Source organism: Serratia sp. Ser99 (assembly GCF_024519545.1).
GTDB lineage: Bacteria > Pseudomonadota > Gammaproteobacteria > Enterobacterales > Enterobacteriaceae > Serratia > Serratia liquefaciens.
This window is the reverse complement of the sequence record NZ_JALJRT010000004.1, coordinates 168,589-192,540: the sequence shown is the minus strand read 5'-3', so window position 1 is coordinate 192,540 and position 23,952 is coordinate 168,589. Positions and strand designations below refer to the sequence as shown.

The 23,952-nt window shown below is 54.4% G+C and carries 18 protein-coding genes; 16 read left to right on the top strand and 2 right to left on the bottom strand.

From position 1 onward, the window contains the following. The first annotated feature begins 145 nt into the window (after positions 1–145). Positions 146–1,651, top strand: coding sequence for a YchO/YchP family invasin (locus NR114_RS10675; RefSeq protein ID WP_256813568.1), 1,506 nt, complete (start codon positions 146–148; stop codon positions 1,649–1,651). On the opposite strand, the gene narL is transcribed toward NR114_RS10675, so the two are convergent. Further along, positions 1,648–2,298 (bottom strand): two-component system response regulator NarL, encoded by a 651-nt coding sequence (gene narL / locus NR114_RS10670; protein WP_046373282.1) that lies wholly within the window; start codon positions 2,296–2,298, stop codon positions 1,648–1,650. The genes NR114_RS10675 and narL overlap by 4 nt on opposite strands. A gap of 11 nt (positions 2,299–2,309) precedes the next feature. After that, positions 2,310–4,094, bottom strand: a complete 1,785-nt coding sequence (narX, locus tag NR114_RS10665) for a nitrate/nitrite two-component system sensor histidine kinase NarX (protein ID WP_256813574.1) — start codon at positions 4,092–4,094, stop codon at positions 2,310–2,312. Positions 4,095–4,455: 361 nt separating this feature from the next. Between narX and NR114_RS10660 the strand changes: the two genes are divergently transcribed. The 15 genes from NR114_RS10660 to NR114_RS10590 all read left to right on the top strand — a co-directional run bounded on the left by NR114_RS10660 (position 4,456) and on the right by NR114_RS10590 (position 23,457). Next, entirely contained in the window at positions 4,456–5,844 is a 1,389-nt protein-coding gene (locus NR114_RS10660; protein ID WP_256813575.1) for a NarK family nitrate/nitrite MFS transporter, read from the top strand. Positions 5,845–6,623: 779 nt separating this feature from the next. Beyond that, positions 6,624–7,523, top strand: coding sequence for a winged helix-turn-helix domain-containing protein (locus tag NR114_RS10655; RefSeq protein WP_256813576.1), 900 nt, complete (start codon positions 6,624–6,626; stop codon positions 7,521–7,523). Between the two features lie 182 nt (positions 7,524–7,705). Beyond that, on the top strand, positions 7,706–8,662 hold the full coding sequence (locus tag NR114_RS10650) for an NAD(P)-dependent oxidoreductase (protein ID WP_046373285.1): 957 nt from the start codon (positions 7,706–7,708) through the stop codon (positions 8,660–8,662). A gap of 180 nt (positions 8,663–8,842) precedes the next feature. Further along, a complete protein-coding gene (wecA, locus tag NR114_RS10645; protein ID WP_046373286.1) occupies positions 8,843–9,892 on the top strand; it encodes a UDP-N-acetylglucosamine--undecaprenyl-phosphate N-acetylglucosaminephosphotransferase in 1,050 nt (349 codons plus the stop codon). 45 nt (positions 9,893–9,937) lie between these two features. Further along, positions 9,938–11,071 (top strand): polysaccharide export protein, encoded by a 1,134-nt coding sequence (locus NR114_RS10640; protein ID WP_020827450.1) that lies wholly within the window; start codon positions 9,938–9,940, stop codon positions 11,069–11,071. Between the two features lie 28 nt (positions 11,072–11,099). Beyond that, complete coding sequence (locus tag NR114_RS10635; RefSeq protein WP_129940760.1) at positions 11,100–13,280, top strand: polysaccharide biosynthesis tyrosine autokinase; 2,181 nt, start codon at positions 11,100–11,102, stop codon at positions 13,278–13,280. Between the two features lie 4 nt (positions 13,281–13,284). Beyond that, complete coding sequence (locus tag NR114_RS10630) at positions 13,285–14,574, top strand: flippase (RefSeq protein ID WP_256813577.1); 1,290 nt, start codon at positions 13,285–13,287, stop codon at positions 14,572–14,574. Next, a complete protein-coding gene (locus NR114_RS10625; RefSeq protein WP_020827447.1) occupies positions 14,564–15,412 on the top strand; it encodes an ATP-grasp fold amidoligase family protein in 849 nt (282 codons plus the stop codon). Before NR114_RS10630 ends, NR114_RS10625 begins: the two co-directional genes overlap by 11 nt. A gap of 139 nt (positions 15,413–15,551) precedes the next feature. Continuing rightward, positions 15,552–16,457 carry a glycosyltransferase gene (locus tag NR114_RS10620; RefSeq protein ID WP_256824832.1) on the top strand — a complete coding sequence of 302 codons (906 nt, stop codon included), beginning with the start codon at positions 15,552–15,554 and terminating at the stop codon, positions 16,455–16,457. A 1-nt stretch (position 16,458) separates the two neighbouring features. Next, positions 16,459–17,520 carry a glycosyltransferase family 4 protein gene (locus tag NR114_RS10615; protein WP_256813579.1) on the top strand — a complete coding sequence of 354 codons (1,062 nt, stop codon included), beginning with the start codon at positions 16,459–16,461 and terminating at the stop codon, positions 17,518–17,520. 1 nt (position 17,521) lies between these two features. Continuing rightward, on the top strand, positions 17,522–18,265 hold the full coding sequence (locus NR114_RS10610; RefSeq protein ID WP_020827444.1) for a glycosyltransferase family 2 protein: 744 nt from the start codon (positions 17,522–17,524) through the stop codon (positions 18,263–18,265). Then, entirely contained in the window at positions 18,262–20,148 is a 1,887-nt protein-coding gene (locus NR114_RS10605) for a carbohydrate-binding protein CenC (RefSeq protein WP_256813580.1), read from the top strand. The genes NR114_RS10610 and NR114_RS10605 overlap by 4 nt, the downstream gene beginning before the upstream one ends. A gap of 6 nt (positions 20,149–20,154) precedes the next feature. After that, positions 20,155–21,141, top strand: a complete 987-nt coding sequence (locus NR114_RS10600; RefSeq protein ID WP_256813581.1) for a glycosyltransferase family A protein — start codon at positions 20,155–20,157, stop codon at positions 21,139–21,141. 103 nt (positions 21,142–21,244) lie between these two features. Further along, complete coding sequence (locus NR114_RS10595; protein WP_176983426.1) at positions 21,245–22,147, top strand: glycosyltransferase family 2 protein; 903 nt, start codon at positions 21,245–21,247, stop codon at positions 22,145–22,147. Between the two features lie 56 nt (positions 22,148–22,203). Continuing rightward, positions 22,204–23,457 (top strand): hypothetical protein, encoded by a 1,254-nt coding sequence (locus tag NR114_RS10590; protein WP_115058613.1) that lies wholly within the window; start codon positions 22,204–22,206, stop codon positions 23,455–23,457. The last annotated feature ends 495 nt before the right edge of the window (positions 23,458–23,952 follow it).

The following is a 23,952-nucleotide window of genomic DNA, read 5'->3' as shown; positions in this document are numbered from 1 at the left end:
ATGATGCACTTTGGCGCCCCGGCGCCCGACAGGGCCAATACCCTGGTTGTTCGCTGTGCAAAGGTCGTTGTTCTGCTGCCTGGAGTGGCCGCAGCAAAAAAGGTTTTTCCGCCCACTCTCGGGATGAGGGAACGGCGGTGGTGTAATGACTGACGTTATTCTTAAAGCGCGTAACAGATTGAAAAAAGCCGTTGATTTCCTCTCACTCCCTGCCCGTTTACCGGCGGTGGGTTTGGCGTGGCTGTTGTGCAGCTTGCCGGCTGGTGCCGAATCTCCCCCTGCGCCGCCCTCGGTCAGCCATCAAGCGAACGCAAACGACAACTTGCCCGAGCTGGGGGGCAACGTCTCAAATGACGCAGAGCGAGAGAAAGAGTGGGCCACCATGGCCAAACAGCTGGGTGAGCGTAACCTGAATAATGTCTCCGGCCAGCAGGTGCGAACCCGCGCCGAGAGTTACGCGGTAGGGCAAGCCGGTGAGGTGCTGCAACAACAGGCACAAGAGCTGCTGTCACCGCTGGGCACCGCCAAACTGTCGCTGGTCATGTCCGACCAGGGGGATTTTTCCGGCAGCAGCGGCCAGCTGTTCAGCCCTCTGTATGACGTTAACGGTTTGTTGACTTACAGCCAGCTCGGTCTGCTGCAGCAAAGTCAAGGTTCATTGGGTAACTTTGGCCTTGGGCAGCGTTGGGTCGCCGGTGATTGGCTGCTGGGCTATAACACGGTGCTCGACAGCGACTTCAAGCGCAATCAAAACCGCGCCAGCCTGGGGGCCGAAGCCTGGGGTGACTTCCTGCGTTTTTCCGCCAATTATTACTATCCGTTATCGGCACTGGCGCAACAGAAAGATAACGCCGAATTTCTCAGTCGTCCGGCAAGCGGTTACGACATCACCACCCAGGGCTACCTGCCGTTTTACCGCCAGATCGGCGGCTCTCTCAGCTACGAGCAGTACTGGGGGGAGAACGTCAACCTGTTTGGCAGCGGTAAAAAACAAAACGACCCGCGCGCCATGCAACTGGGGGTGAATTACACGCCGGTACCGCTGGTGACGGTGAAAGCGCTGCACAAGATGGGGGAAGGCGGGGTGAGCCAGGATCAGGTCGAACTGGCGCTGAGCTATCGCCTTGGTGTGCCGCTGGTAAAGCAGATATCCCCGGAGTATGTGGCCCAGGCCAAATCGCTGCGCGGCAGCCGCTATGACAATATCGAACGGAAAAATGTCCCGGTAATGGAATTCCGCCAGCGTAAAACGCTGCAGGTCTTCCTGGCCACGCCGCCCTGGAGCCTACAACCGGGGGAAACGCTGCCGTTGAAGCTGGAGATTAAAACCACCAATAAAATCACCCGCGTCAGTTGGCAGGGGGATACCCAGGCACTGAGCCTGACGTCGTCGCAAAACAGCAACGATCCGCACGGCTGGAGCCTGATTGTGCCGCAGTGGGATGACACGCCGGGGGCGGAAAACCGCTACCGTTTATCGGTCACGTTGGAAGACGACAAGCAGCAATTGGTGACGTCCAACTGGATCCAACTGCAGGTGACGCCGCCGCTGACCGCCTCTTCCGGGGAGGGCGAGGGTTTGCCGCCGCCAAAAACGCTGCAAACGCCCACCATTCCGGCAGAGACCGGGCCGTTGAACGGCGCTGACTAGCCGTTTTTGCCCTGCAGTACCCACACGGCGGCCTCAACGCGCGATTTCAGCTTCATTTTTTTCAACAGGTGTTTGACGTGCACCTTGACGGTACTTTCGGTGATGGTCAGTTTGCGGGCGATCATCTTGTTCGGCAGACCCTGGGCAATCAGTTTGAGAATATCGCGCTCGCGCGGTGTGAGCTGCTGAATATCCCGTTCGGTGCTCGGGCGGTTTTCACGCAGACTGGCGGCCAGAATGGGGGTTAACGCCTCGCTCAATACCATCTGGCCTGCGGCGGCCTGGTGCAGCGCCTTCAACAGTTCCTCCGGCTCCATGTCTTTTAGCAGGTAGCCGTCTGCGCCGCGTTTTAGCGCGCTGACCACGTCATCTTCGTGATTCGACACGCTAAACACCACAATGCGGCCAGAAAGCGCGGTCATGCGCAGGCGATCCAACGTTTCCAGCCCGTTGATGCCCGGCATATTCAGATCGAGCAGGATCAGGTCAGGATCGTGCTCCTCGGCCAGCGAAACACCTTGTTCACCGTTGCCGGCTTCGGCAATCACCTGCAGGCGCGGGTCCATGCCGATAAGCTGTTTTACGCCGTTGCGCAGCATCGGGTGGTCGTCAATCAATAAAATGGTGGCGGCAGTTTCGGTCGTCATGGTTTCTCCCATTAGTCGATGGCGTGGTTGTCCGGCTTGAATACCACCCGGACTTCGGTGCCGCCGCCGTTGCGGGGCAAAATTTCGCAGCGGCCGTGCAGGCTTTTGGCGCGATCGCGCATGATGATCAGGCCATAGTGATCGGGGCGAAGGGTATCTTGCGGCAGGCCGCAGCCGTTATCGCAGACGCTCAGGGTGACTTCGCCCCGTTGATTGATCACCTGAATGCTCACCTGGCTGGCTTGGGCATGTTTATGGATATTGCTTAGCGCTTCACGGGCAATCTGTAGCAGGTGGATAGCCTGATAAGTGGGCACGGTGCGCGGCGTCAACTGATAGTCGAGGCTGATGGGAATGCCCAGCCGTTGGCTGAACTCCTGTACCGTCGATTGCAGTGCGGCCAGTAACCCAGGCTCCGTCAGTCGTAGGCGGAAGGTGGTCAGCAGCTCGCGCAGTTGGCGATAGGCAATGTTAAGTTCCTCTCGCATCTGTTGCACCAGCCCCAGGTTGGCGGGGGAAAGCTCCGCACCTTGCATTTGCAGGCAACTGATCTGCATCTTCAGGCACGACAATGACTGGGCAATGGAATCATGCAGTTCACGGGCGATTGCCGCGCGTTCTTCCATCAGCATCAACTGCTGTTGGTGATCAACCTGGCGTTCAATCGCCAGCACGCTGGTCAACTGCTCTACCAGGGTATTCATCAACTGCTTATGGTCGTCATTCAGCGGGCGCTGTGGCGCATGTTGCGCGACAATCACCCCATAATCTCCCAGCTTGTCGCTCAGGCTCCAGCTTAGCGATGGGTGGCTGGCATGCTGTTGCTCGTCGTCGTTGAGGCAGGCGCTGCACACCGGATTATTGCAGTACTCCGGTCGCAGAGGCTGGTTGCCGCTCAACTGCACAAACTGCTCCTGGCTGTTGTTTTCATACAGCCGCACCTGAATGGCGCGCAATGGCGTCAGGGTTTGCAACTGATTGAGTATTGGCGTCAGGCGGCTGCACAGCGGTTCATTGGCGTGCAGTTGACGGCTGGCGCGGTACAAAAAGCTCAATACCTGATTTTTTTGCTGCAGATCGGCAGTTTTCTCCACCACCCGTTGCTCTAGCCCGCTGTACATGGTGGCCAGTTCGTCGGACATGGTGTTTAACGCGCCGCCAAGCGAGGCCATTTCATCCTGGTGACCACGTTGGGTGAAGCGGCGGCTGAAATCGCCGCGGCCCACCGACAGCGCCATCGCCACCAATTGCCGCCAGGGATGCAGCAGGCGCCGGCGCAGGTAACAAATGGTACCTACCAACAGCAGCAGCGTCAGCGCGATAAACACCGCCTGCACCAGCGTCACCGTCAGCAACCGGCGTTCGGTATGACGGTCGATGTCCGAGACCAGTGCGTCCAGCAGAGAGACGAAATGGGCTACCTGCGGCGCTGCGTCGGCCGGTTTATGGGCCTGGCGCAATTGCGGCAGCAGCGTCAATTGCCAATAGTCATGCAGCGCCTGAAATTGCTCGGTTAAGCCTTCTTGTTCTACCGGCCGCTGCAGGTCGGGGCTGTTGGCATCCTGGTCCAGCTCGCGTACCAGGGATTCGCTGCGCGCATCCAGCGGCACCTGGGCCAGCAAGCGGTAACTCTGCATTCGCAACGAACCGGCTTTGTTGATGGCGTGCGCGTTGCCCTGAATGCTTTGTGACATCCAGGCGGAAATGCTCATGCCGGCCACGCCCAGGATGCCCAGGAGCAGCATCAAAATAGCCACCTGGTTAACGATGGAAAGCGGAGCTAACAGGCGTTTCATAAGCTTTGGATCCCTGGAAAATAGCAAAACAACGGCTGGAACCAGAGGACGAAAGCAGGTGGTGCCAGCGAGGGTAGTAACGTTTCAGCGTTATTTTTCATCATACCCAGAGATAACCCCATACCTCTAACGAAGTACCCATTAGTTTCCGCCCGGCAATATGGCGTCGTGGCAGCGGTATGGGGTGATTTTTAATCGATTGATTTATTTTGTTTTTACCTTGAATTGCGGGTTACTCATAAAGGGATGGCTGGCGTTTTTCGGCATTTGGCTACCTGCATCCGGGTTGATTTACATCAACTTTGCTGCGGGGGGCGGCCCATAGGGTGAGCGAAGTTATCACCCTGTGTCTGAGGTTTTTATGTCGCAATCTGCAACGTCATTATCAAAACAAACAGGCGCGGTTATTCAGGATTGGCAACCTGAGGATGCCGCATTTTGGCAGCAGCGTGGCCAACGCATTGCTAACCGCAACCTGTGGATTTCCATTCCTTGCCTGCTATTGGCCTTCTGCGTGTGGATGCTGTTTAGCGCGGTCGCCGTCAATTTGAACAAAGTTGGCTTCAACTTCACCACCAATCAACTATTCCTACTCACTGCACTGCCTTCTGTTTCTGGCGCTATCCTGCGCGTGCCTTATTCATTCGTGATCCCGATCTTCGGCGGACGCCGCTGGACGGCCATCAGCACTTGCTTCCTGCTGGTCCCTTGCCTGTGGCTGGGCTTTGCGGTGCAGGACGCCACTACCCCTTACGGCGTACTCATCATTATTTCTTTGCTGTGCGGTTTTGCCGGCGCCAACTTTGCCTCCAGCATGGCCAATATCAGCTTCTTCTTTCCCAAGGCCAAACAGGGCGGTGCTCTGGGCCTGAACGGCGGTTTAGGCAATCTGGGCGTGAGCGTGATGCAGTTGGTGGCTCCACTGGCCATCTCCATCGCCATTTTCGGCGCATTTGGAGGAACCGGCCATTTACAGCCGGACGGTAGCGCATTGTGGCTGGAGAATGCGGCCTGGATTTGGGTGCCATTTTTGTTGATCGGCACGCTGGCAGCCTGGTTCGGCATGAATGACCTGGCGGCCTCAAAAGCGTCGCTGCGTCAGCAATTGCCGGTGCTCAAACGCGGTCACCTGTGGGTACTGAGCTTGCTGTACCTCGCCACCTTTGGTTCCTTCATCGGCTTTTCCGCCGGCTTCGCCATGCTGTCTAAAACCCAGTTCCCGGACGTGGTGATCCTGCACTATGCCTTCTTTGGGCCATTCCTGGGCGCATTGGCACGACCGGTAGGTGGAGCGTTATCCGATCGTTTCGGTGGTGTCCGCGTCACGTTGATTAACTTTGTGCTGATGGCGGTGTTTGCTGCCTTACTGTTCCTGACTTTACCGGGGGCAGGGCACGCAGGATCGTTTATCGCATTTTACAGCGTCTTTATGCTGTTGTTCCTCACCGCCGGGTTGGGCAGCGGATCCACCTTCCAGATGATTGCCGTTATCTTTCGTAAAATTACCGTCGATCGGGTTAAGGCCGCCGGTGGCAGTGACGAAAGCGCTCAGCGCGAAGCTGTCACCGACTCTGCCGCGGCCTTGGGTTTTATCTCGGCGATCGGTGCCGCCGGTGGTTTCTTTATTCCGCAGGCTTTCGGTACCTCGCTGGCGCTGACCGGCTCACCGGCTGGCGCGATGAAAATCTTCCTGGTGTTCTACGTGGCGTGCATTTTGGTCACCTGGATTGTCTACGGCCGTAAGAAATAGAAAGCCTTTCGGTAACACCTGCTCCTCTCCGGCCGGGGAGGAGCTTTTTATCCTCTTTTTAGATGAATCTTTTACCCCCTCAGTGAAATCCTCGACGCTTTAGGTAATATTCTTATTATTACGCGCTGTTTTTCCCTTTGTTTATAGGCGCATCTATCCTGCTGTGACTTTCTCTTGTCTTTACCAAAAATGTTATTTGTGCATTATTTTTTCATTTTCACGTCGAGTTTCTGACAAAAATAAAGCATTGTGATGGCCGTATCGGGTTGGAATGAAATTCCGTTTCATTGCGACGGATGAGATTCATTTCACCAAGATAACAATAGGCCTTTGTATTTGGTGCTATATTTTAACTCTACATTCCAAGAGCGGCTAAATCAGATAACTCTCATTCTGTTTTAGCAGGCTTTTTGTAGGCTATCTGGCAATCGGATTAGGTGGAAAAACAGATGATATCGTTGGATGTCAGAATGAAATTTCACAATTTCATTAAAATAACAATTCGATAACATTTTTATATTTGGTCTTATAAAACAATAAATTACGTTGGTTTTATTGCCGGAAATCATGATGAGAAACCATGTTTCCAACAGGGAAATAAAGACATTCAAAGAATCCTAACCTCCTTTTGAGAGGTGTTGTAAAAAATGAAATCAGTAATTTTTTATAAAAATAAATATCCCATGAATGCAACCTGTTGAGTTTACATTTAATTTCTTGAACATTTTTTCATATTTCTATACAAAGTGTGCAGGACAGGCACGCTAAGGAAATTAAAAGTGAATCTTGATAAAAGAATAAAGATTAGGAATCTAGATGTTCTGACACCGTCCAGGGAAAAGTTTCGCCTACGTTGGAAGGAGTATCAGATACTTTCACTTCTTGTCGCCAGATCCCCAGAACTGGTTAGTCGTACAGAAATTATAGAAAACATATGGAAAGGAACTTATTGTTCGGATTCAACTATAAATCAAACAATTAAATCAATTCGTCAAAAAATCGGTGATGCTGAGCATACACTTATCAGAACTATTCCGCGCCTGGGTTATAAGGTGGAAAACAAGGGTGTTTTTCACTTTATTTCGGAAGAAGAAGAATATGTCGCTGATGAAATATGGGGTGTCGACGATGATATTAATAAAGACATTCAAGCGGAACTTTCTGAAAGTAACGATAAACAGGATGAAATTGCTACTGAAGAAATAGAGTTCAATGAGGCGGATATTGCTCCCGTTGCTCCATCTGTCACACCAGGAACGATTAAAAATACGACGATCAGAAAAAAAATCCCGGCGTCGGCAGGTTTTTTCTCCGTACCGGCCGTCAGAGTTGTGAAATACCTGTCGGTATTCGTGTCGTTACTGATTATTTCACATTTTTCTTATGTCCTGGGGAATCAAACACGTCCACCCATTATCAATGATATTCAAAACAACACTCGCGTAGTGCTTACTCTGACGTTGAACAACTCCCGAACCAACAGTCCGCAAACGCTGCTTTGCTTGTATCAGGGAGAAAGTTTGGAACAGGCAACCATCGAATGCGTCGATCCTAAACAAGGAAAGCTGAAACAGCCGGTGAAATACGAAACTTCGGATGCGCAGGGCGCGGGTAAGATTAATCTCATCTTGCCGAATAAAACCATGGAATATCAGGTCGCTTACGATGTTAAAAATTAGCATGAGATAACATTTCACCTTTATCGATAATTTTACATTTGGTACTTATTTTTATTTCATTATTTGTTATTTGAAAGCCTGGTCTGTTTTGTCCAGTCTGGTTTCCATGTTCTAACGCGAATTAGCGTCCTGCCTCAATGGTGTGGTGGGGAATAATGGGAAACCGGGTTGAGTGACAAATTATGGATAAGCGTAAAGTAGCGATCATCGGGGGTTCCGGCTTTATCGGCACGCGTTTGGTTAAGCGTCTGAGTGCACGTGACGACCTGGTGTTGACCATCGTAGATAAAAAGCAGAGTGAGCATTTTCCTGAGCTCTATCAGTTTGGCGATGTAACCCAGCCCGAGACACTGCAGCAGCCGTTGGCGGGTTGCGACGCCGTGATCAACCTTGCGGCCGAGCATCAGGATAATGTCGATCCTATCTCACTATATTATCAGGTCAACGTTGAGGGTGCGCGCAATGTTTGCATGACGGCATCGGCGTTGAATATCACACAGATCATCTTTACCTCCTCCGTGGCGGTCTATGGCTTTGTCACTCGGGAAACCGGTGAGGAAGGGGTTTTCGAACCCTTTAACCATTACGGTAAATCCAAGCTGGAAGCGGAGTATGTCTACGAAGCCTGGCGTAAAGCCGATGGCAGCAACAAATTAACCATCATCCGCCCGACGGTGGTGTTTGGCGAAAACAATCGTGGCAACGTTTATAACCTGTTCCGACAAATTGCCAGTGGCCGTTTTGTGATGATTGGCAGCGGCAATAATATGAAATCGATGGCTTATGTCGAAAATATCGCTGCCAGACTGGAGTACGCGCTGGATCAGCAAGCCACTTATCAGGTCAGCAATTATGTTGATAAGCCTGACTTCACCATGAATCAATTGGTTGACGTTATTTCCTCTTCATTAGGCAGAAATAATAAGACTATTCGCATTCCTTATCTATTTGGGATCTGCGGTGCCACGGCATTAGATGTAGTGAGTAAAATAAGTCGCCGTAAATTTCCTATTAGCCGGGTACGGGTGCAAAAATTCTGTGCCAGAACGCAATTTAAAAGCAATGTGCAATGTGATTTCGTGGCGCCAGTCGAACTTGATTCGGCAATCGAAAAAACAATTAAACACGAGTTTTCCTAGAGATAACTTTATTACGGGTTAGGGTTATTTATTTTTTGCCTCTGACAAGCAGATAAATCTGTATTACACGGGATCGGCTCATGCTGACTTATATCCTGGGGCTGTCAATTTTATTTTTGTTAATAGCGCATTGGGAGCTGTAACTCAAGGGCGGTAGCGTGCTTATTCGCTGGAGGAACAATGTTATATCAACTGAGCGTGATATTTATTTTGGCGTTGATGCTGGTGGTTATTGCCCGCCGCGCTGCGCTGGCGGTGGGGCTAGTGGATAAGCCCAATGCGCGCAAGCGTCATCAGGGACATGTTCCATTGGTTGGTGGAATTGCCATTTATCTGATCATGACGCTGGTGACCTTTTGGCAGCCGGACTGGTTGCCGCACAGTACCACCTATTTACTGAGCATCACGGCATTGGTGCTGCTTGGGGTACTGGATGACCGTTTTGATCTGCCGGTGGCGCCACGCGTCATTGTGCAGGGAGGGATCGCGCTGGCGATGATGCTGGCGGCAGGGATGCAACTTACCTCATTCGGTTTCCTGTGGGGCCATCAAGAGTTGCTGCTGGGCTACGCGGCCTTGTTGATCACGCCCCTGGCGGTGTGGGGTGCGATCAACGCCTATAACATGGTTGACGGCATCGACGGCCAGTTGGGTGCATTGTCCTGCGTTACCTTTACCGCGTTGGCCATCCTGTTCGGCTTGGCCGGGCATGAAGAGCAGGCGTTGTGGTGCCTGAGCCTGATCGCGGCTCTGGCCGCCTACCTGTTATTCAACCTCAGCGTGTTTGGTGTGCGTAACAAGATTTTCATGGGGGATGCCGGCAGCATGGTAATTGGATTCAGCGTGCTGTGGTTGCTGATTGTCGCCACTCAGGGCGACGACGCCGTGATGCGGCCGGTGACTGCGCTGTGGCTGATTGCCATTCCGCTAATGGATATGGTGACGGTGATGGCGCGTCGTTTGCTGCGTCGCCAGAGTCCCTTCAAGGCCGGGCGTGATCATTTGCATCATATTTTGATGCGTCGCGGTCTTAATGCGCGTCAGGCGTTGGGTATGAGCTGCATGCTGGCGGTGACGCTGGCCTGCGTCGGCATCTGCAGTGAAGTGCTGCAACTGCCCGATCATCTGATGCTGTTGGCCTTTGTATTTTGTTTCTTCGGTTATTTTGCCCTGCTGCACGAACCCCGTCAGGCCAGAGTTTTTACCGACAACCCTACCGCCGATCGTTAATCCTCCCACGGGCCGCAACGGCGGCCTGTTTTTCACGGTACCGTTATGAACCTTCATTTGCCTCATTTGATGCCACTGGTGCTGTCCAGCGTGCTGCTCAGTGGTTGCACCGCCTTTCCGGGTTCACACCTGCCGACCCAGGGAAAAGAAAAAGTGACTCAGCAGGACGAAGATTTCGACCTCAACAAGCAGGTTCAGGTGTATCGCGTCACGCCGATGCTGCTGGAAAAAATGCGTCGCATAGAACCGGTAGCGCGCCCCAACCTGGCATTGGACCAGCGGTTGCAAAGCTATCAGTACCGCATCGGCGTTGGAGATGTACTCAACGTTACCGTCTGGGATCACCCGGAACTGACCACCCCGGCAGGGCAATACCGCAGCGCCAGCGACACCGGCAACTGGGTGCATGCCGATGGCAGCATTTTCTATCCGTACATAGGTCGAGTGCAGGTGGTGGGTAAAACCGTCACCGAGGTGCGTAACCAGATAGCCAGCCGCCTGGCGACCTATGTGGAAAGTCCCCAGGTGGACGTCAGTATCGCCGCGTTCCGCTCGCAAAAGGTGTATGTGACTGGCGAGGTGAAAACCTCTGGGCAGCAGGCCGTGACCAACGTGCCGCTGACCATTCTGGATGCGATCAACGCCGCCGGCGGGCTGACCGATAACGCCGACTGGCGCAACGTGGTGCTGACGCACCAGGGCAAAGAACAGCCGATTTCACTGCAGGCATTGATGCAGCGCGGCGACATCAGCCAGAACCATTTGTTGACGCCTGGCGACATTCTCTATGTGCCGCGCAACGACGAACTGAAAGTGTTTGTGATGGGCGAGGTTGGTAAGCAGTCGACGCTGAAAATGGACCGCAGCGGCATGACCCTGACCGAAGCCCTGGGCAGTTCCGAAGGGATCAGCCAGACGGTGGCCGATGCTACCGGGGTGTTCGTGATCCGTCCAAACGGCGGCAAGCAGCCAAAACGGCTGGCGTCGCTGTACCAGTTCGACCTGTCTGATGCCGCCGCACTGGCGATGGGCACCGAATTCCAGTTGGAGCCTTATGACGTGGTGTACGTCACCGCGGCACCGGTCGCACGCTGGAACCGCTTGATTAGCCAGCTGGTACCGACCATTTCCAGCTTCAACGACCTCAGTGAGGCCACGTTGCGGGTACGTAACTGGTAACCCCGTAACGGTGACTAAAGGAAGACCGATGATGAAGAACAATGCATTGCCGATTGTGATGGCCGAACAGGACGACAAATTGGAGTGGGAGCGCCTGATTGGCCCGTTGTGGGACAACCGCTGGCGCATTCTGCTGGTGACCGGCGTAGCCGGGATGCTGGGCTGTGCCTATGCGTTGATGGCAACGCCAATCTACCAGGCAACCGCGCTGGTGCAGGTGGAAAAACAACTTTCGGGCGACTCGCTGCTGCGCGAAACGTTGGACAGTTCGATCGGCGGAGTCGGTCAGAACTCGGCGACCCAGGACGAGGTATCGCTGGCGAAATCACGTTACGTAATTGGCAAAACCGTCGACGACCTCGGCCTGACGGTGCGCATCAGTCCGGATTATTTCCCGCTGTTCGGCAAGGGCATCGCTCGCCTGAGTGGCGAAGTGACGCCGGTACTGCGTATTTCTTCCATGAAGGTGCCGGCGGTGATGCAGGGCCAGGAACTGACCCTGACCGTCGATGATCCGCAGCATTACAGCCTGAGTCATGACGGCAAAACCTTGTTCAGCGGCGTTGTGGGGCAAACGCTGCAGCAGGGCGGTTGGTCGGTCAACGTGAGCGAGCTTGAGGCGCTGCCGGGCACCACCTTCACCGTGGTAAACGTGCCGCGCCAAAAAGCGGTGGACGATCTGCGCAATATTCTGGATGTCGCACCTGGCGGCAAGGAAAGCGGCATCATGACCTTCAGCCTGGCGGGGGAGGATCCGCAGCGTGCGGAAGCGGTGCTCAAGAGCATCACCGATAACTACCTGCAGCAGAATGTGGATCGCAAAACTGAAGAGGCCCAGCGCATGCTGGCTTTCTTGCACGAGCAGTTGCCGCGGACCCAGACCTCGCTCAATAACGCCGAGAATCAGCTTAATCAATTCCGTCAGCAGAACGACTCGGTAGACCTGTCGCTGGAGGCCAAGTCGGTGCTGGACACCCAGGTGCAACTTGAAGGGCAACTCAATGAGCTGACCTTCAAAGAGGCGGAAATTTCCAAGCTCTATACCCGGGTGCACCCAGCCTACCGCGCACTGTTGGAAAAACGCGCCACGCTGGAGGCTGAAAAGGCGCGGCTCGGTAAACAGGTACAAACCTTGCCGAAAACCCAACAGGAAATTTTGCGCCTCACCCGCGACGTGCAGGTGGATCAGCAGGTTTATATGCAGCTGATGAACAAGCAGCAGGAGTTGAGCATCAGCAAGGCCGGTACCGTGGGCAACATCCGCATTATCGATGAGGCCGAAACCGGTCTGCGGCCAGTACAGCCGCAGAAAGCGATGATCGTTTTCTTCGCTCTGTTGATGGGGGGCGTGCTGTCGGCGTCAGTGGTGGTACTGCGTGCTGCGCTTCATCGCGGCATCAGCGATACCGATACGCTGGAAAAACGTGGGATCAGCGTCTATGCCACGGTGCCGTTGTCGCCATGGCAGCAAAAGCGCAATCGAGTTCAGCAGCAGCTGTTGACCAAACACAGCAGCGGCAAACTGCCGATCCTGGCGCAGGAAGAACCGGAAGACTTATCCGTTGAGGCTATCCGCAGCCTGCGCACCAGCCTACATTTCGCCATGATGGAGGCCAAAAACAATATTCTGATGGTTTCCGGTGCCAGCCCTGCCAGTGGTAAAAGTTTCACCAGCACCAACCTGGCGGTGGTGATCGCTCAGGCAGGGCAGCGGGTGTTGCTGATTGATGCCGATATGCGCAAAGGCTTCTTGCACCGTTGGTTGAACAACAGCGCCAAGGAAGGCCTTTCAGACATGCTGTCAGGGCTGATTGCGCCAGAGATGGCGGTGAAAAAGACCGATATCGCCAACCTGGATTTTGTGCCGCGCGGGCAGGTGCCACCTAATCCGTCCGAACTGCTGATGCACCAGCGCTTTGCCGATTTTCTGCGTTGGGCGGGCCAGAACTACGATCTGGTGCTGATCGACACACCACCGGTGTTGGCGGTGACCGATGCCGCCATTGTCGGGCACCACGCCGGTACGGCACTGATGGTGGTGCGTTTTGAGGTCAACACCGTCAGGCAGATTGAGACCAGCATCCGCCGGTTCGAACAAAATGGTGTCACCATTAAAGGGGTGATCCTCAACGGCATGGTGAAGAAAACCGCTACCGACGCCGGTTACTATGCCTTTGCTTACCCGAGCCACCAGGAAAAGGTCCAGTAACCCTATGAAAGCGATGCTGATGAACTCCCTGTGGTTAATGTTGGAGCGAGTATCGCTGAGCCTGTCGGGGATTTTCGTTTCGGTCTACGTCGCGCGCTATCTTGGGCCGGCGCAGTACGGATTGATTAACTACTTATTGTCGGTGATTGCCATTGCGGTTCCGCTGGTGCAACTGGGGGCCGACGCGGTGTTGTTCAATCGCGTCGCCCGCCAGCGGCACAGCGGCATTCGGCTGATGTTGGCCTCGATGCGTCTGCGGCGGCAACTCTTTGCGCTGATCGCGGTGCCGCTGATGGCCTGGGCATTGTTAACGCAGGATCGCACCAGCCAGATCATGATGGCGCTAATGCTGGTCAGCACATATTTCTCGGTACAGGACGTTTATAAAATTTATTACGACGCCCTGTTGAAATCGAAGCTGAACACGCTGATCAACAATGTGGCGCTGCTGTTGTCGATTGTGATGCGGTTGGCGCTGGTGCATGCCAAGCTGCCGCTGGAGTGGTTCGCGGTGCCCTATGTGCTGAGCAGCCTGATCCCCTACGGGGTACGTTGGCTGCTGTTTCGCCGCGAGCAAGGGGGCATGCGGCCCATCAGCCTGCGTCATCAACGGCGCTATGGCCGCTATCTGCTGAAGGTGGGGTTGCCGCTGGCCGTGTCCGGGTTATCGATTGTCATCTATACGCGTATCGATCAGATCATGATCGGTAACTACCTCGGGGAACACAGCGTTGGGTTGTACAGTGCCGCCATCACCCTGAGTCAGGGATGGGTCTTCGTGCCCATTGCGCTGATTACCTCGATGATGCCGGGGGTGGCCAACGCCGGTTCCTTAAGCGAGCAGGAAGGGCGGATCCGACTGCTGTATCTGGTGGTTCTGCTGCTTTCTATGCCAGTGATATTACTGCTGTCGCTGTTCCCGGGCCCGATAGTGAAGCTGATGTTTGGCGACAGTTACCGTGAAACCGCCGCCATTCTGGCGCTGTGCTCGGTGACTTCACTGTTCTCGGTGATGGGCACTGTTTCTTACCGGGCGATCGTGTTGTTTGGCGGTTATCGGTTTATCGCGATAAAAATGCCTTTGGCCGCTTTGGTCAACGTGCTGATGAATCTGGTGTTGATCCCGCGTTATGGCATTTTGGGCGCGGCGATATCAACGTTTATTACCGAATTTATTTCGTTTTTTGTACTTAATGGCATTTTTAGAAAAGGACAAATTACCCGGCTGCAGGTCACCTGCTACCGTTGTTTACCGCAACTAATAGGGAAGGTGCGAGAACTTTATGCTAAATAATCTGGTGAAGGGTTTTTACCGTAATATACCCGATGCATTATATCATCAGTTAAAATACGCCTTATTTTTTCGCAAGGTGCCACATCTTGCTAAACCGGTGGGGTATAGCGAGAAACTGATGCGCAGAAAAGTCTATCCTCTGGCAATGTATACTCAACTGTCCGATAAATATCTGGTCAGAGAGTACATTGAACGGCTGTGGGGGAAAGAATACCTCATCGAACTCTATGCACAGGGTAAAAAATTAACTGAGGAAATGTATGAGTCATTGCCGAATACCTTCGTTATCAAGGCGAATCACGGCAGCGGTTATAACAAGCTGGTGTTTGATAAAAGCCAGACCAGTTTTAATGAGTTAAGGGTATTGACCAACAGTTGGTTGCGACAGAATTTTTATCAAGTCTATCGCGAGCGACATTATAAGGATATTTCGCCCTGCATCATGGTGGAAAAGATGTTGCTGGAAGACGGCAAGACGCCGAACGACATCAAGATCCACTGTTTTAATCGCAATGGAGAGGTGCGTTTTTTCATTCAGATTGATTACCAGCGTTTTATCGATCACCGTCGCGACTTCTTCGACGCCCACTGGAACCGCACGGAAATCCGCATGGGGGTGCCTAACAGCGATGTTCCGATGGAGAAACCTTGCCGTTTAGAACAGATGCTGAAGCTGGCACGCCAGGTGGCAGAGCAGTTCTCCTATGTGCGTGTCGATTTTTATCAGGTGCAGGAACGGATCTATTTTGGCGAGTTGACATTTACTCCCGGAGCCGGCCTGCAACGATTCACACCGGAAATTATTGAACAAGAGTGGGGAGGTTATTTCCAGGAGTAGTTGAGTAACCGGTGGGCTGCGCGTATTTCACCGCGTCAGGACGGGGGGAGTAACCGGACAAGGACATTCTGGGATAACAAGCTATTCCGTTGGCATTAGCGTTGTTTTGCCAAATGATAATATATTGTTGAGGTAATAAATGGACTTATCGATTGTCATGCCCGTTTTTAATAACTCAGCCAGCCTGGCCACTACATTAGTCAGGATGACTAATGCCTGCTCCGGATTCGATTATGAAATTATCGTGGTGGATAATGCGTCGGATAAACAAGAGCTGGATAATATGCGTAGCCTGTTGGTTGCAAATCGTCGGGCGCGGTTGCATGAAAATAAAGTTCGCCGTAATACCGCGGTGTCGTGCAATACCGGTTTTCGGTTAGCGCGAGCGGAAGTGGTTTTCTTTCTGGAACCGGAGGATTCGTTTAACACCAACTATATTATCCGCCGCCTGAAACGTCATCAGGACACCCGTATAGACATTATTTTTGGTAACTACGTTACGGTAAGCGACAGGAATGTACGCAGCTATCGATTCGATTATAAAGAAGGTGCAACGGGGGCGGATTTTTTATTTATCGACATGGGCGATATCCGCACTTCAACCATCAGTCTGCGCAAAAAAGATGACCGCCGGTTTTTATTTCCGGAGTTTCTTTATAAGTACCAGGATTGGGGATTTTTGGTCAATGCCACCAACCTGGGAGCCAAAGTGGCCTTTGACGAGGGACGCGGCGTGTTTATCCGCTGCGGTGATGCCGATACGGACCGCTGCCGGATGAATATCGACGCCAGCGAACAGTTTATTGACGCTTATCTCAATGCCAGCGGCCGCTATATCAGTGGTTTTGCCTGCAAACACCTGCTGGCCTCGCTCTACAGCGAAAATCTGCAGGCCTTTAACTATTACTCATCGCGCACTGAGCGCGATGCCCTGAGCAGCAAATTCAGGGCGATCAAACTGTACGGCGACTGTCTGGCCAGACTGGGGCTGTTTCCACTGGGCGGGCGGCTGTTGCGTACCGCTCGCGAGGGATTTCGGAGATGACATGCAGCAACGAAAAGTAGCGATTGTGATTGAGAATATCGCCGAAAAAGGCGGTACCGAGCGGGTGGCCAGCAGTCTGGCCAATGCGCTGGCGACGCGTTTAGGGCATCAGGTGGATCTGGTGTCGATCAGCGGTGACCAGGCGTTTTACCCGCTGGACCCGGCGGTGAATTTGCGCTTTATGCGCGGCAGAACGCTGCTGTGGCCCTGGCGACTGGCATGGTTTTTACGGCGCGGCCGCTATGACGCAATTATCACCGTTTCGATGGGCAAACTCTCGTCGATTATTGTGCCGTACCTGCGCTTGCTGTGCCCGCACAGCCGGCTGCTGCTGAGTGAGCACGTCAGTTTCCATCAGTACCCCTGGCCGATGAAGTGGTTGAAGGTACTGGTGTACCGACTCGGTGACCGTACGGTTCTGCTGACGAAGAAAGATTTGGCGACCATCAGCCGTTGGGTGCCTGACCGCAAATGTCGGGTGATCGAAAACGTTTCGCCCTTCCCGGTGCAACCGCCACAACCGGCTCAGCAACAGCCGGTGGCGTTGGCGGTGGGGCGGTTATGCCGGCAGAAAGGGTTTGACCGCTTGATCGCCGCCTGGCAACGGATAGCGCCACAAGCGCCAGGCTGGCAATTGCATATCGTTGGCGACGGTCCGGACCGCGAAACGTTGCAACAACAGATTGACGCCGCCGGTCTGGGTTATCAGGTGAAGCTGTTGCCGGCGACGGCGGACATCGCCAGTCACTACCGTCAGGCCGCGATGCTATTGATGACCTCGCGTTACGAAGGCTTGCCGATGGTGCTGATTGAAGCGATGAGTTTTGGTCTGCCCCTGGTGGCGTATGACTGTCTGACCGGACCGGCTGAGCTGATCGATGACGGTAAAAACGGTTATCTGGTGGCGGAGGACGATATCGAGGCCTTCAGCCAACGAACGCTGGCGCTGATAGGCGACGGCGAGTTGCGTCAGCGCTTCTCTCTGCACTCGTTGGCGCGGGCGCAGCAGTACATTCCCGAGCGTATTTATCCCCAATGGCAACAGCTTATCGCTGGAGGTTAAGATGGAAAAAGTTTCAGTTATCATGCCGGCTTACAACGCCGCGGGCTTTATCAAAGAGTCGATCCTCGGGGTGTTGAACCAGACTTACCAGGATTATCACCTGTATGTGATCGACGATGCTTCCACGGATCATACCGCCGAGGTGGTGAAACCGTTCATCCACGATCGTCTGACTTACATCCGCAACAACACCAATCAGGGCGTGGCCGAAACCCGCAACATCGCGATTGAAGCCGCACGCGGCGATTATATTGCGTTTTGCGACAGCGATGATGTCTGGCACCCGAACAAGCTGGCGCGCCAGGTCGGTATTCTCAAGACCAACCGCTACGACGTGGTGTGCTCCCATTATTACACCTTCGAAGATGACCCGACGCGGGTGAAAAACTACCGCGGCGCCGGCGAAATCATCGCCTATAAAGACATGTTGAAAAGCAACTGGATCGGCAATCTGACCGGCATGTACAACCAGCGACAGGTCGGCAAGGTGTACCAGAGCAAAGTGGGCCATGAGGACTACGTGATGTGGCTGTCGGTACTGGAGAAGGCGCGGAACCACATGGCTTACTGCATCCCCGAACCCCTGGCCTTTTATCGCCTGTCGGCGCAGTCGCTGTCCGGCAATAAATTCCGCGCGGCCGACTGGCAGTGGCAGATATATCGCCGCCATCTGGGACTTTCCTATCAGAAGTCCTGTTATCTGTTCTTCTCCTATCTGTACAGCGCGGTGATGAAAAGACAATGAATTTCAGCAAACTAACCTCGGCCTGCCTGCTGGCGAGCGCCGGCTGGGCGGGGCTGGCCAATGCGGCCGGCTGCGACAGCAACCTGCTCAAGGATCCCGGCTTCGAGCAGGGTGGTGCCGGGTGGTCGCTGGCCTCGGCGCAGGTGGTCGCGGGTGGCCACGGCGGTCAGAGCAGCCTGTTTTATCAAAATCACAACCCGGCCAACTACCACAACATGCTGCAAACCCTGCCGGTCAAACCGGGTCAACAGCTGGCTTTTGGTGCCTGGGTTCGCGGTGAAAATCTCAGGGGCAAGGGCGAAAATCAGGGCGCCGGCGTGTTTGTCGAAAGCTATGACGACCAGGGGCGTTTTTTGGCGGGCAGCTATCCGCAGGGGCTGCTGGGCACCAGCGGCTGGCAGCCGGTGACCGGCGATTTTCGGGTGCCACCACGGGCGGTGAAAGTGGTGCTGGGCGTTTATCTGCGTCAGGGCACCACCGGCAGTGCCTGGTTTGACGATGTTTACGCCTGCCTGCAACCCGTTGCGCCGGAGTTGTACCAGATGCGCAGCGGCAAGGAGGCGGCCTCCAGCCTGATTGAAGTGGTGGATCCGCAGCAGGTGCAGGTGGACAGTACCCTGGTCGACGACAAGAATACCACCGTCAAACATGATAGCCGCCGCTATGCCATCAGCGGGCAGCAAAAGGTGGAATTTCCGCTGCCGGCCGATCTGGCCGCCGGCGAGTATCGTTTGCAGCAGCAGGTGACGGACGTGGCTTCGCAACGCAGCCAGCGCAGCGAAATGCCGATCAGCGTCGGTCGCCCGCAGCCCAAGGTAGCGCTGGATGCTCAGGGTTACGTATTGAAGCAAGGCAAGCGCTTCTTCCCGCTCGGCATCTACATGTACGGCGAGATGGCGACGGATGAGCATCTGGCGCGCATCCGCGATGCCGGTTTCAATACCTTGCTCAATTACAACTACGGCACCGGCCGCGACCCCTATAACTATTTCCGCAAAACCCAGCAGTATGGTTTGCAGGTGATTTTTTCGCTCAAGGATATGTACGCCGGCACCCGCTTTGCGCCGGAAACCAAAATGAGCTATCCGCAGCTGACGGCCAGCTATGTGGAGAAGTTCAAGCATCAACCAAACCTGCTCGCCTGGTACATCAACGACGAACTGGGCCCGGAATATGTGCCGCAGATTGAGCAAAAACACCTGCAGGTCAAGCAGTTGGATCCGGATCACCTGACGTTCCAGGTGTTGGACAAGACCGGGACGCTCAATGCCTATTTCAACAGTTCGGACGTATTGGCCAGCGACCCTTATCCGGTCGGCAGAGACGCCGATCTGACGCGAACGCTGGAGTACAGCCGTATTACCAGCCAGGTGGCGCGCCAGGCAAAAGGAGCCTGGTTGGTGATGCAAATTATGGATCATGCCGCTTACGCCCCCGGCCGCAAACCGCGTCAGCCTACCGAGGCGGAGATCCGCAATCAGGCCTGGCTAGGGCTGATCGGCGGGGCCAGAGGCATCCTGTTTTATTCCTATACCGACTTGTTCTACAAGCGCCAGCGTGGCGGCTTCAGTCAGCAGGAGTTCGATGCTATCTGGCGTGGCGTCGCCAGCGTAGCACAGCAGATTGTCAGCTTTGAGCCTTACCTGCTTTCAGGTGAAAGCCGGTTGTTGCAAGGCAACAATACCGCCATCCCGGCCCGGCTGTTTATCCGCGGCGATCGCGGCCTGGTACTGATAGCCAACCCTTATTACCGTCAAATGTCGGCACGTTTTGATCTGCCTGCCGGTTGGCAGGCTCAGGGGCAACGGCAGATTGAGGCGGAATTGCCTTCGATGGGCAGCCGTGCGGTATGGGTGCAACGTCAAACAGAAGATAAAGGATAACCGGTCATGAATATTACCCTGAGCCTGATTATTCCTGTGTACAAGGTCGAGGCTTACATCGAGGCATGTCTTGACTCGGTGCTGCAACAGTTACCTGACTGGGCGGAAGTGATCATCGTGGATGACGGCAGCCCGGACGGTGCCATCGGCATTGCCGAAGAGATGCTGTGTCGCTACCCGCAGCACAAACGGCGGGTCAGCATTCTGCGACAGGAAAATCAGGGGTTAAGCCAGGCGCGCAACAACGGCATTGACCATGCCGAGGGGAACTACATTGGCTTCCTGGACTCCGACGACGTACTGCTGGAGGGCTACTTCAGCATTTTGGGGCGTTTGATGGCGGATAATCCGTTGGCCGACATTGTGGCCTTCAACGCCCAGCGCTTTTCGACCTTCAATAACGGCAAGATCCAACCGGACGGAACCATGGCTATCGTGCCCGGTAATGCGGCTCCGCAGCAGCGTGATGAGCATATGGCGCTGCTGGCAGACAGCTTTAACCGCAGCATGTGGTACGCCTGGGCGAGGATTTATCGCAAAACGCTGTTCGATGAGGCTCGCTTCCCGGCGGGGCGCAATTTTGAAGATATTCAGCTGATCCCGCAGCTTTACCTGAAGGCCGAACGCATCGTGGTCTGCGATACGCCGTTGGTGGGATACCGCGCCAACCCGAATGGCATTACGCGCGCGCCCAAGCGACGCGATCTGGACGATCTGGATTACGCACTCGACGGCGCTGACAGCGGGCGACGGCAGGGACTGGGGCATGGACTTTACTCGATTCTCTACGTCACCACCCTGAAAGCGCGCTTGCTGGTGGGGTTGGACTTTTTCGGGCCGCGTGATGCGTTGCGCGAAACCCGCGAGCTGAAGCGCCGTTATTCCGGCCTGCGCGGCGAGGAGCGTAAAATGCTGAGCCGTAAAAACCGGCTGTTTTACCGTAGCCCGCTGGCTTACTACCTGATGGCCCGGCTGTACAACCTGCGCGGCTAGCGGCACAGCATTCGCCTCTTTCCCGTTTTCGTCAAAGCAGCAGCATGCTGTACCCATGTCAATTGGGGCGAGCCCTCTCGCCCCCAACAGGCAGAATAAAACTATGAGTATCACCGTCAGCGTCATCATACCCACCTATGGCCGCAGCGAACTGCTGGCACGCGCCATCGATAGCGTATTGGCACAAACCCATCGCCCGTTGGAAATCATCGTGGTGGATGACAACCCGCAGGGCGACGCCCATCGCCTGGCGACCCGCGAACGCCTGGCCGGCTACATTGAGCGGGGTGAGATTATCTATTACCCGCGCAGGCGCAATGGCGGCGGCGCGCTGGCACGTAACAGCGGGATCCTGCGTTCGAGCGGTCAGTACATCAGCTTTCTGGATGATGACGATTACTACCACCCACAGAAAATCGCCCATCAACTGGCGTTTATGCAGCAGGGCGATTACGACGTCAGCCTGTGCGATATGGATATTCTGAAAAACGGGCAGATCAGCGCTGAGCATTACTACCGCGCGCGTTGCGAAGGGCTGGAGGACTTTATGCTGGCCGGCGTAGCCTACACGCCGATGATCATGATGCGCCGTAGCACGGCGATTGCGGTACGGGGTTTTTTCAACACTCCTCGCTACCAGGATCATATCTTCCTCTACCGGCTGCTGGCGGCCGGAGCGAAGATCGGTACGCTGCACGAACGACTGGCGGTGCACAACGACCATGACGGCGAACGCATCACCTCCAGTCCGAAGGGCATTATTGGCTACCGCAACAAAATGCAGTTTGAGCAGCGGCTGATGCCGCAGGTGTCACCCCGGGCACGCAAGATCATGCGTCTGCGCCATACCTGCATTACTTCGCGCATCATTACCGACGGCAAGAGTCGCCTGGCAGGCGTTTTCTATGGGTTGAAGGGCATTGTTTACGTTAATAGCGGCTTGATGGCGGGGGTGTATATGAAAAATATCATCCGCAATGTGTTTTTCCGCGGCGTGCCATTCTGAGATGCGTTTCGCGTACTCCGTTACCCTTAAGAGATTCCCCCTTTCAGAGGATGATTATGCGCTTTGAACGTTCGACGCTGATCGGCAGCGTACTGTTGCTGACGGTACCGCTTTTCGCCTTGTTGCACAGCATAGGCACGCTGAGGGCAGGAAAGAAAAACTCGGCAGCTTATGTGCTGATTGCGCTGTGTTTTTTCTTTTTCTTCATTAAAATTCCGCCGCTGGCGGACCTTTACCGCCACTTTGCCAACTACGATGCCATCAATTCGGCGACCCGCCTGAGTGATGTCATTCAGGGCAAGGTGGACGTGGTGCTGTACGCCAATTTCTATATTTTCAAAACGCTGGGGATCCCCTTTTTCATTATTCCGGGGCTGTACGTCGCGCTGTCGGTTTACTGCTATCTCAGCGCGCTGAATATCGTCATGCTGCATTCCGGCAAGGCGTTCACGGCGCGGCAGTTTGTGCTGCTGCATCTGGCGGTGCTGTTTTTGATTAACCCGTTTATCATTGCCATGGGGCTGCGCTTTGGCTTCTCGATGGCGGTGATGACCCTGGCGATGGTGCTGTTTTGCCATAAGCTTAACCGTCCGCTTGCCGCGGGCCTGATGCTATTCGCCATGTTGACCCATTTTTCCAGCATGCTGCTGGTGGGGGTGTTTCTGTGCAGCCGGGTGATGCGCCTGAACCGCCTGCTGACGGTGGTGTTCAGCGCCATCGCCTTCCTGACCGCCAAGTTTGCGCTGCCGTTTATCGTTTCCCATATTACGATCTCCGGCATCAACAGTTACTCCGACGTCTATACCTCCGGCATGTACGCCAGCGACTACCTGACATCCGGCAACGCCAACGGCATGATTAACTTCCTGATCGTGTTATTCCCGGCGCTGTTTCTCGGCGTGTTTATGCTCGCTAACCCGATGCGCAATCAGGCGGGGGACATCAAAAACTATGCGGCATGGCTGGTGGTGTTTGTGTTCCTGTGTTCCAGCTCGCTGCAGGCGGCCAGCCGTTATGCCAGTGTGGCCTCGGTGTTCTTGCTGTTTTATTACGTGGCTCATCGGGGATCGTTCATCCGCGGCAGATTTAACTACTTCTTCCTGTGCTTTATGCTGATGGCCACCGGTTATAACCTGATAGAGAACATTTACGTTCCGCGTCGCCCGATCATGCTGGGGCAGATGTGGCAATCGTTCTATAAAACGCCGCTGCTGAACCTGTTCTATGGCGAACAGGAATATGAGCAGTATCTGCAATTTATCAACCGCGACAGCGGCGAGTGGATAGGGCATGAGATGGATTTAGGCTAATGCGCTTTTTTAATCACTTCACCGAATCGGCAGCGGGCATCAGCCCGTTTGAGGCCGTTGACAAAGTTTAATGGTAGGGGCGCTGCATGCTGCGCCCAATAGCATCATCAATGGGTTAAATCGGGTCGAACATGTTCGACCCCTACCGGTTTAGCCCTTTCGCAGGTTTGTCAGCAGTCTGAAGCGGGTATCAGCCCGTTTCTACCCCCAAATACCTCGCCCCGCTCAGCACATCCCGTCATAGAAGTTCCATCTCATAATTTCTATATAATTTTCAATTAATTAAATCAATTTCACGCACTGATACTTTAGGGGTAGGCTTGCCGTTGCCGCCGTTATTCTCCCCCCGTTCTCTTGATCGCAATCAATTTGCCCAACTTCTGGCCTCAGTAGGCTGGCGGCAGATTGAGCAACGTCATTACCCGCCGTATTTCAAGCCGCAGCGTTGTTACCTGCGTTAGCTCACTCCAGTGACTTACTTGAGTAAGCGCCTGG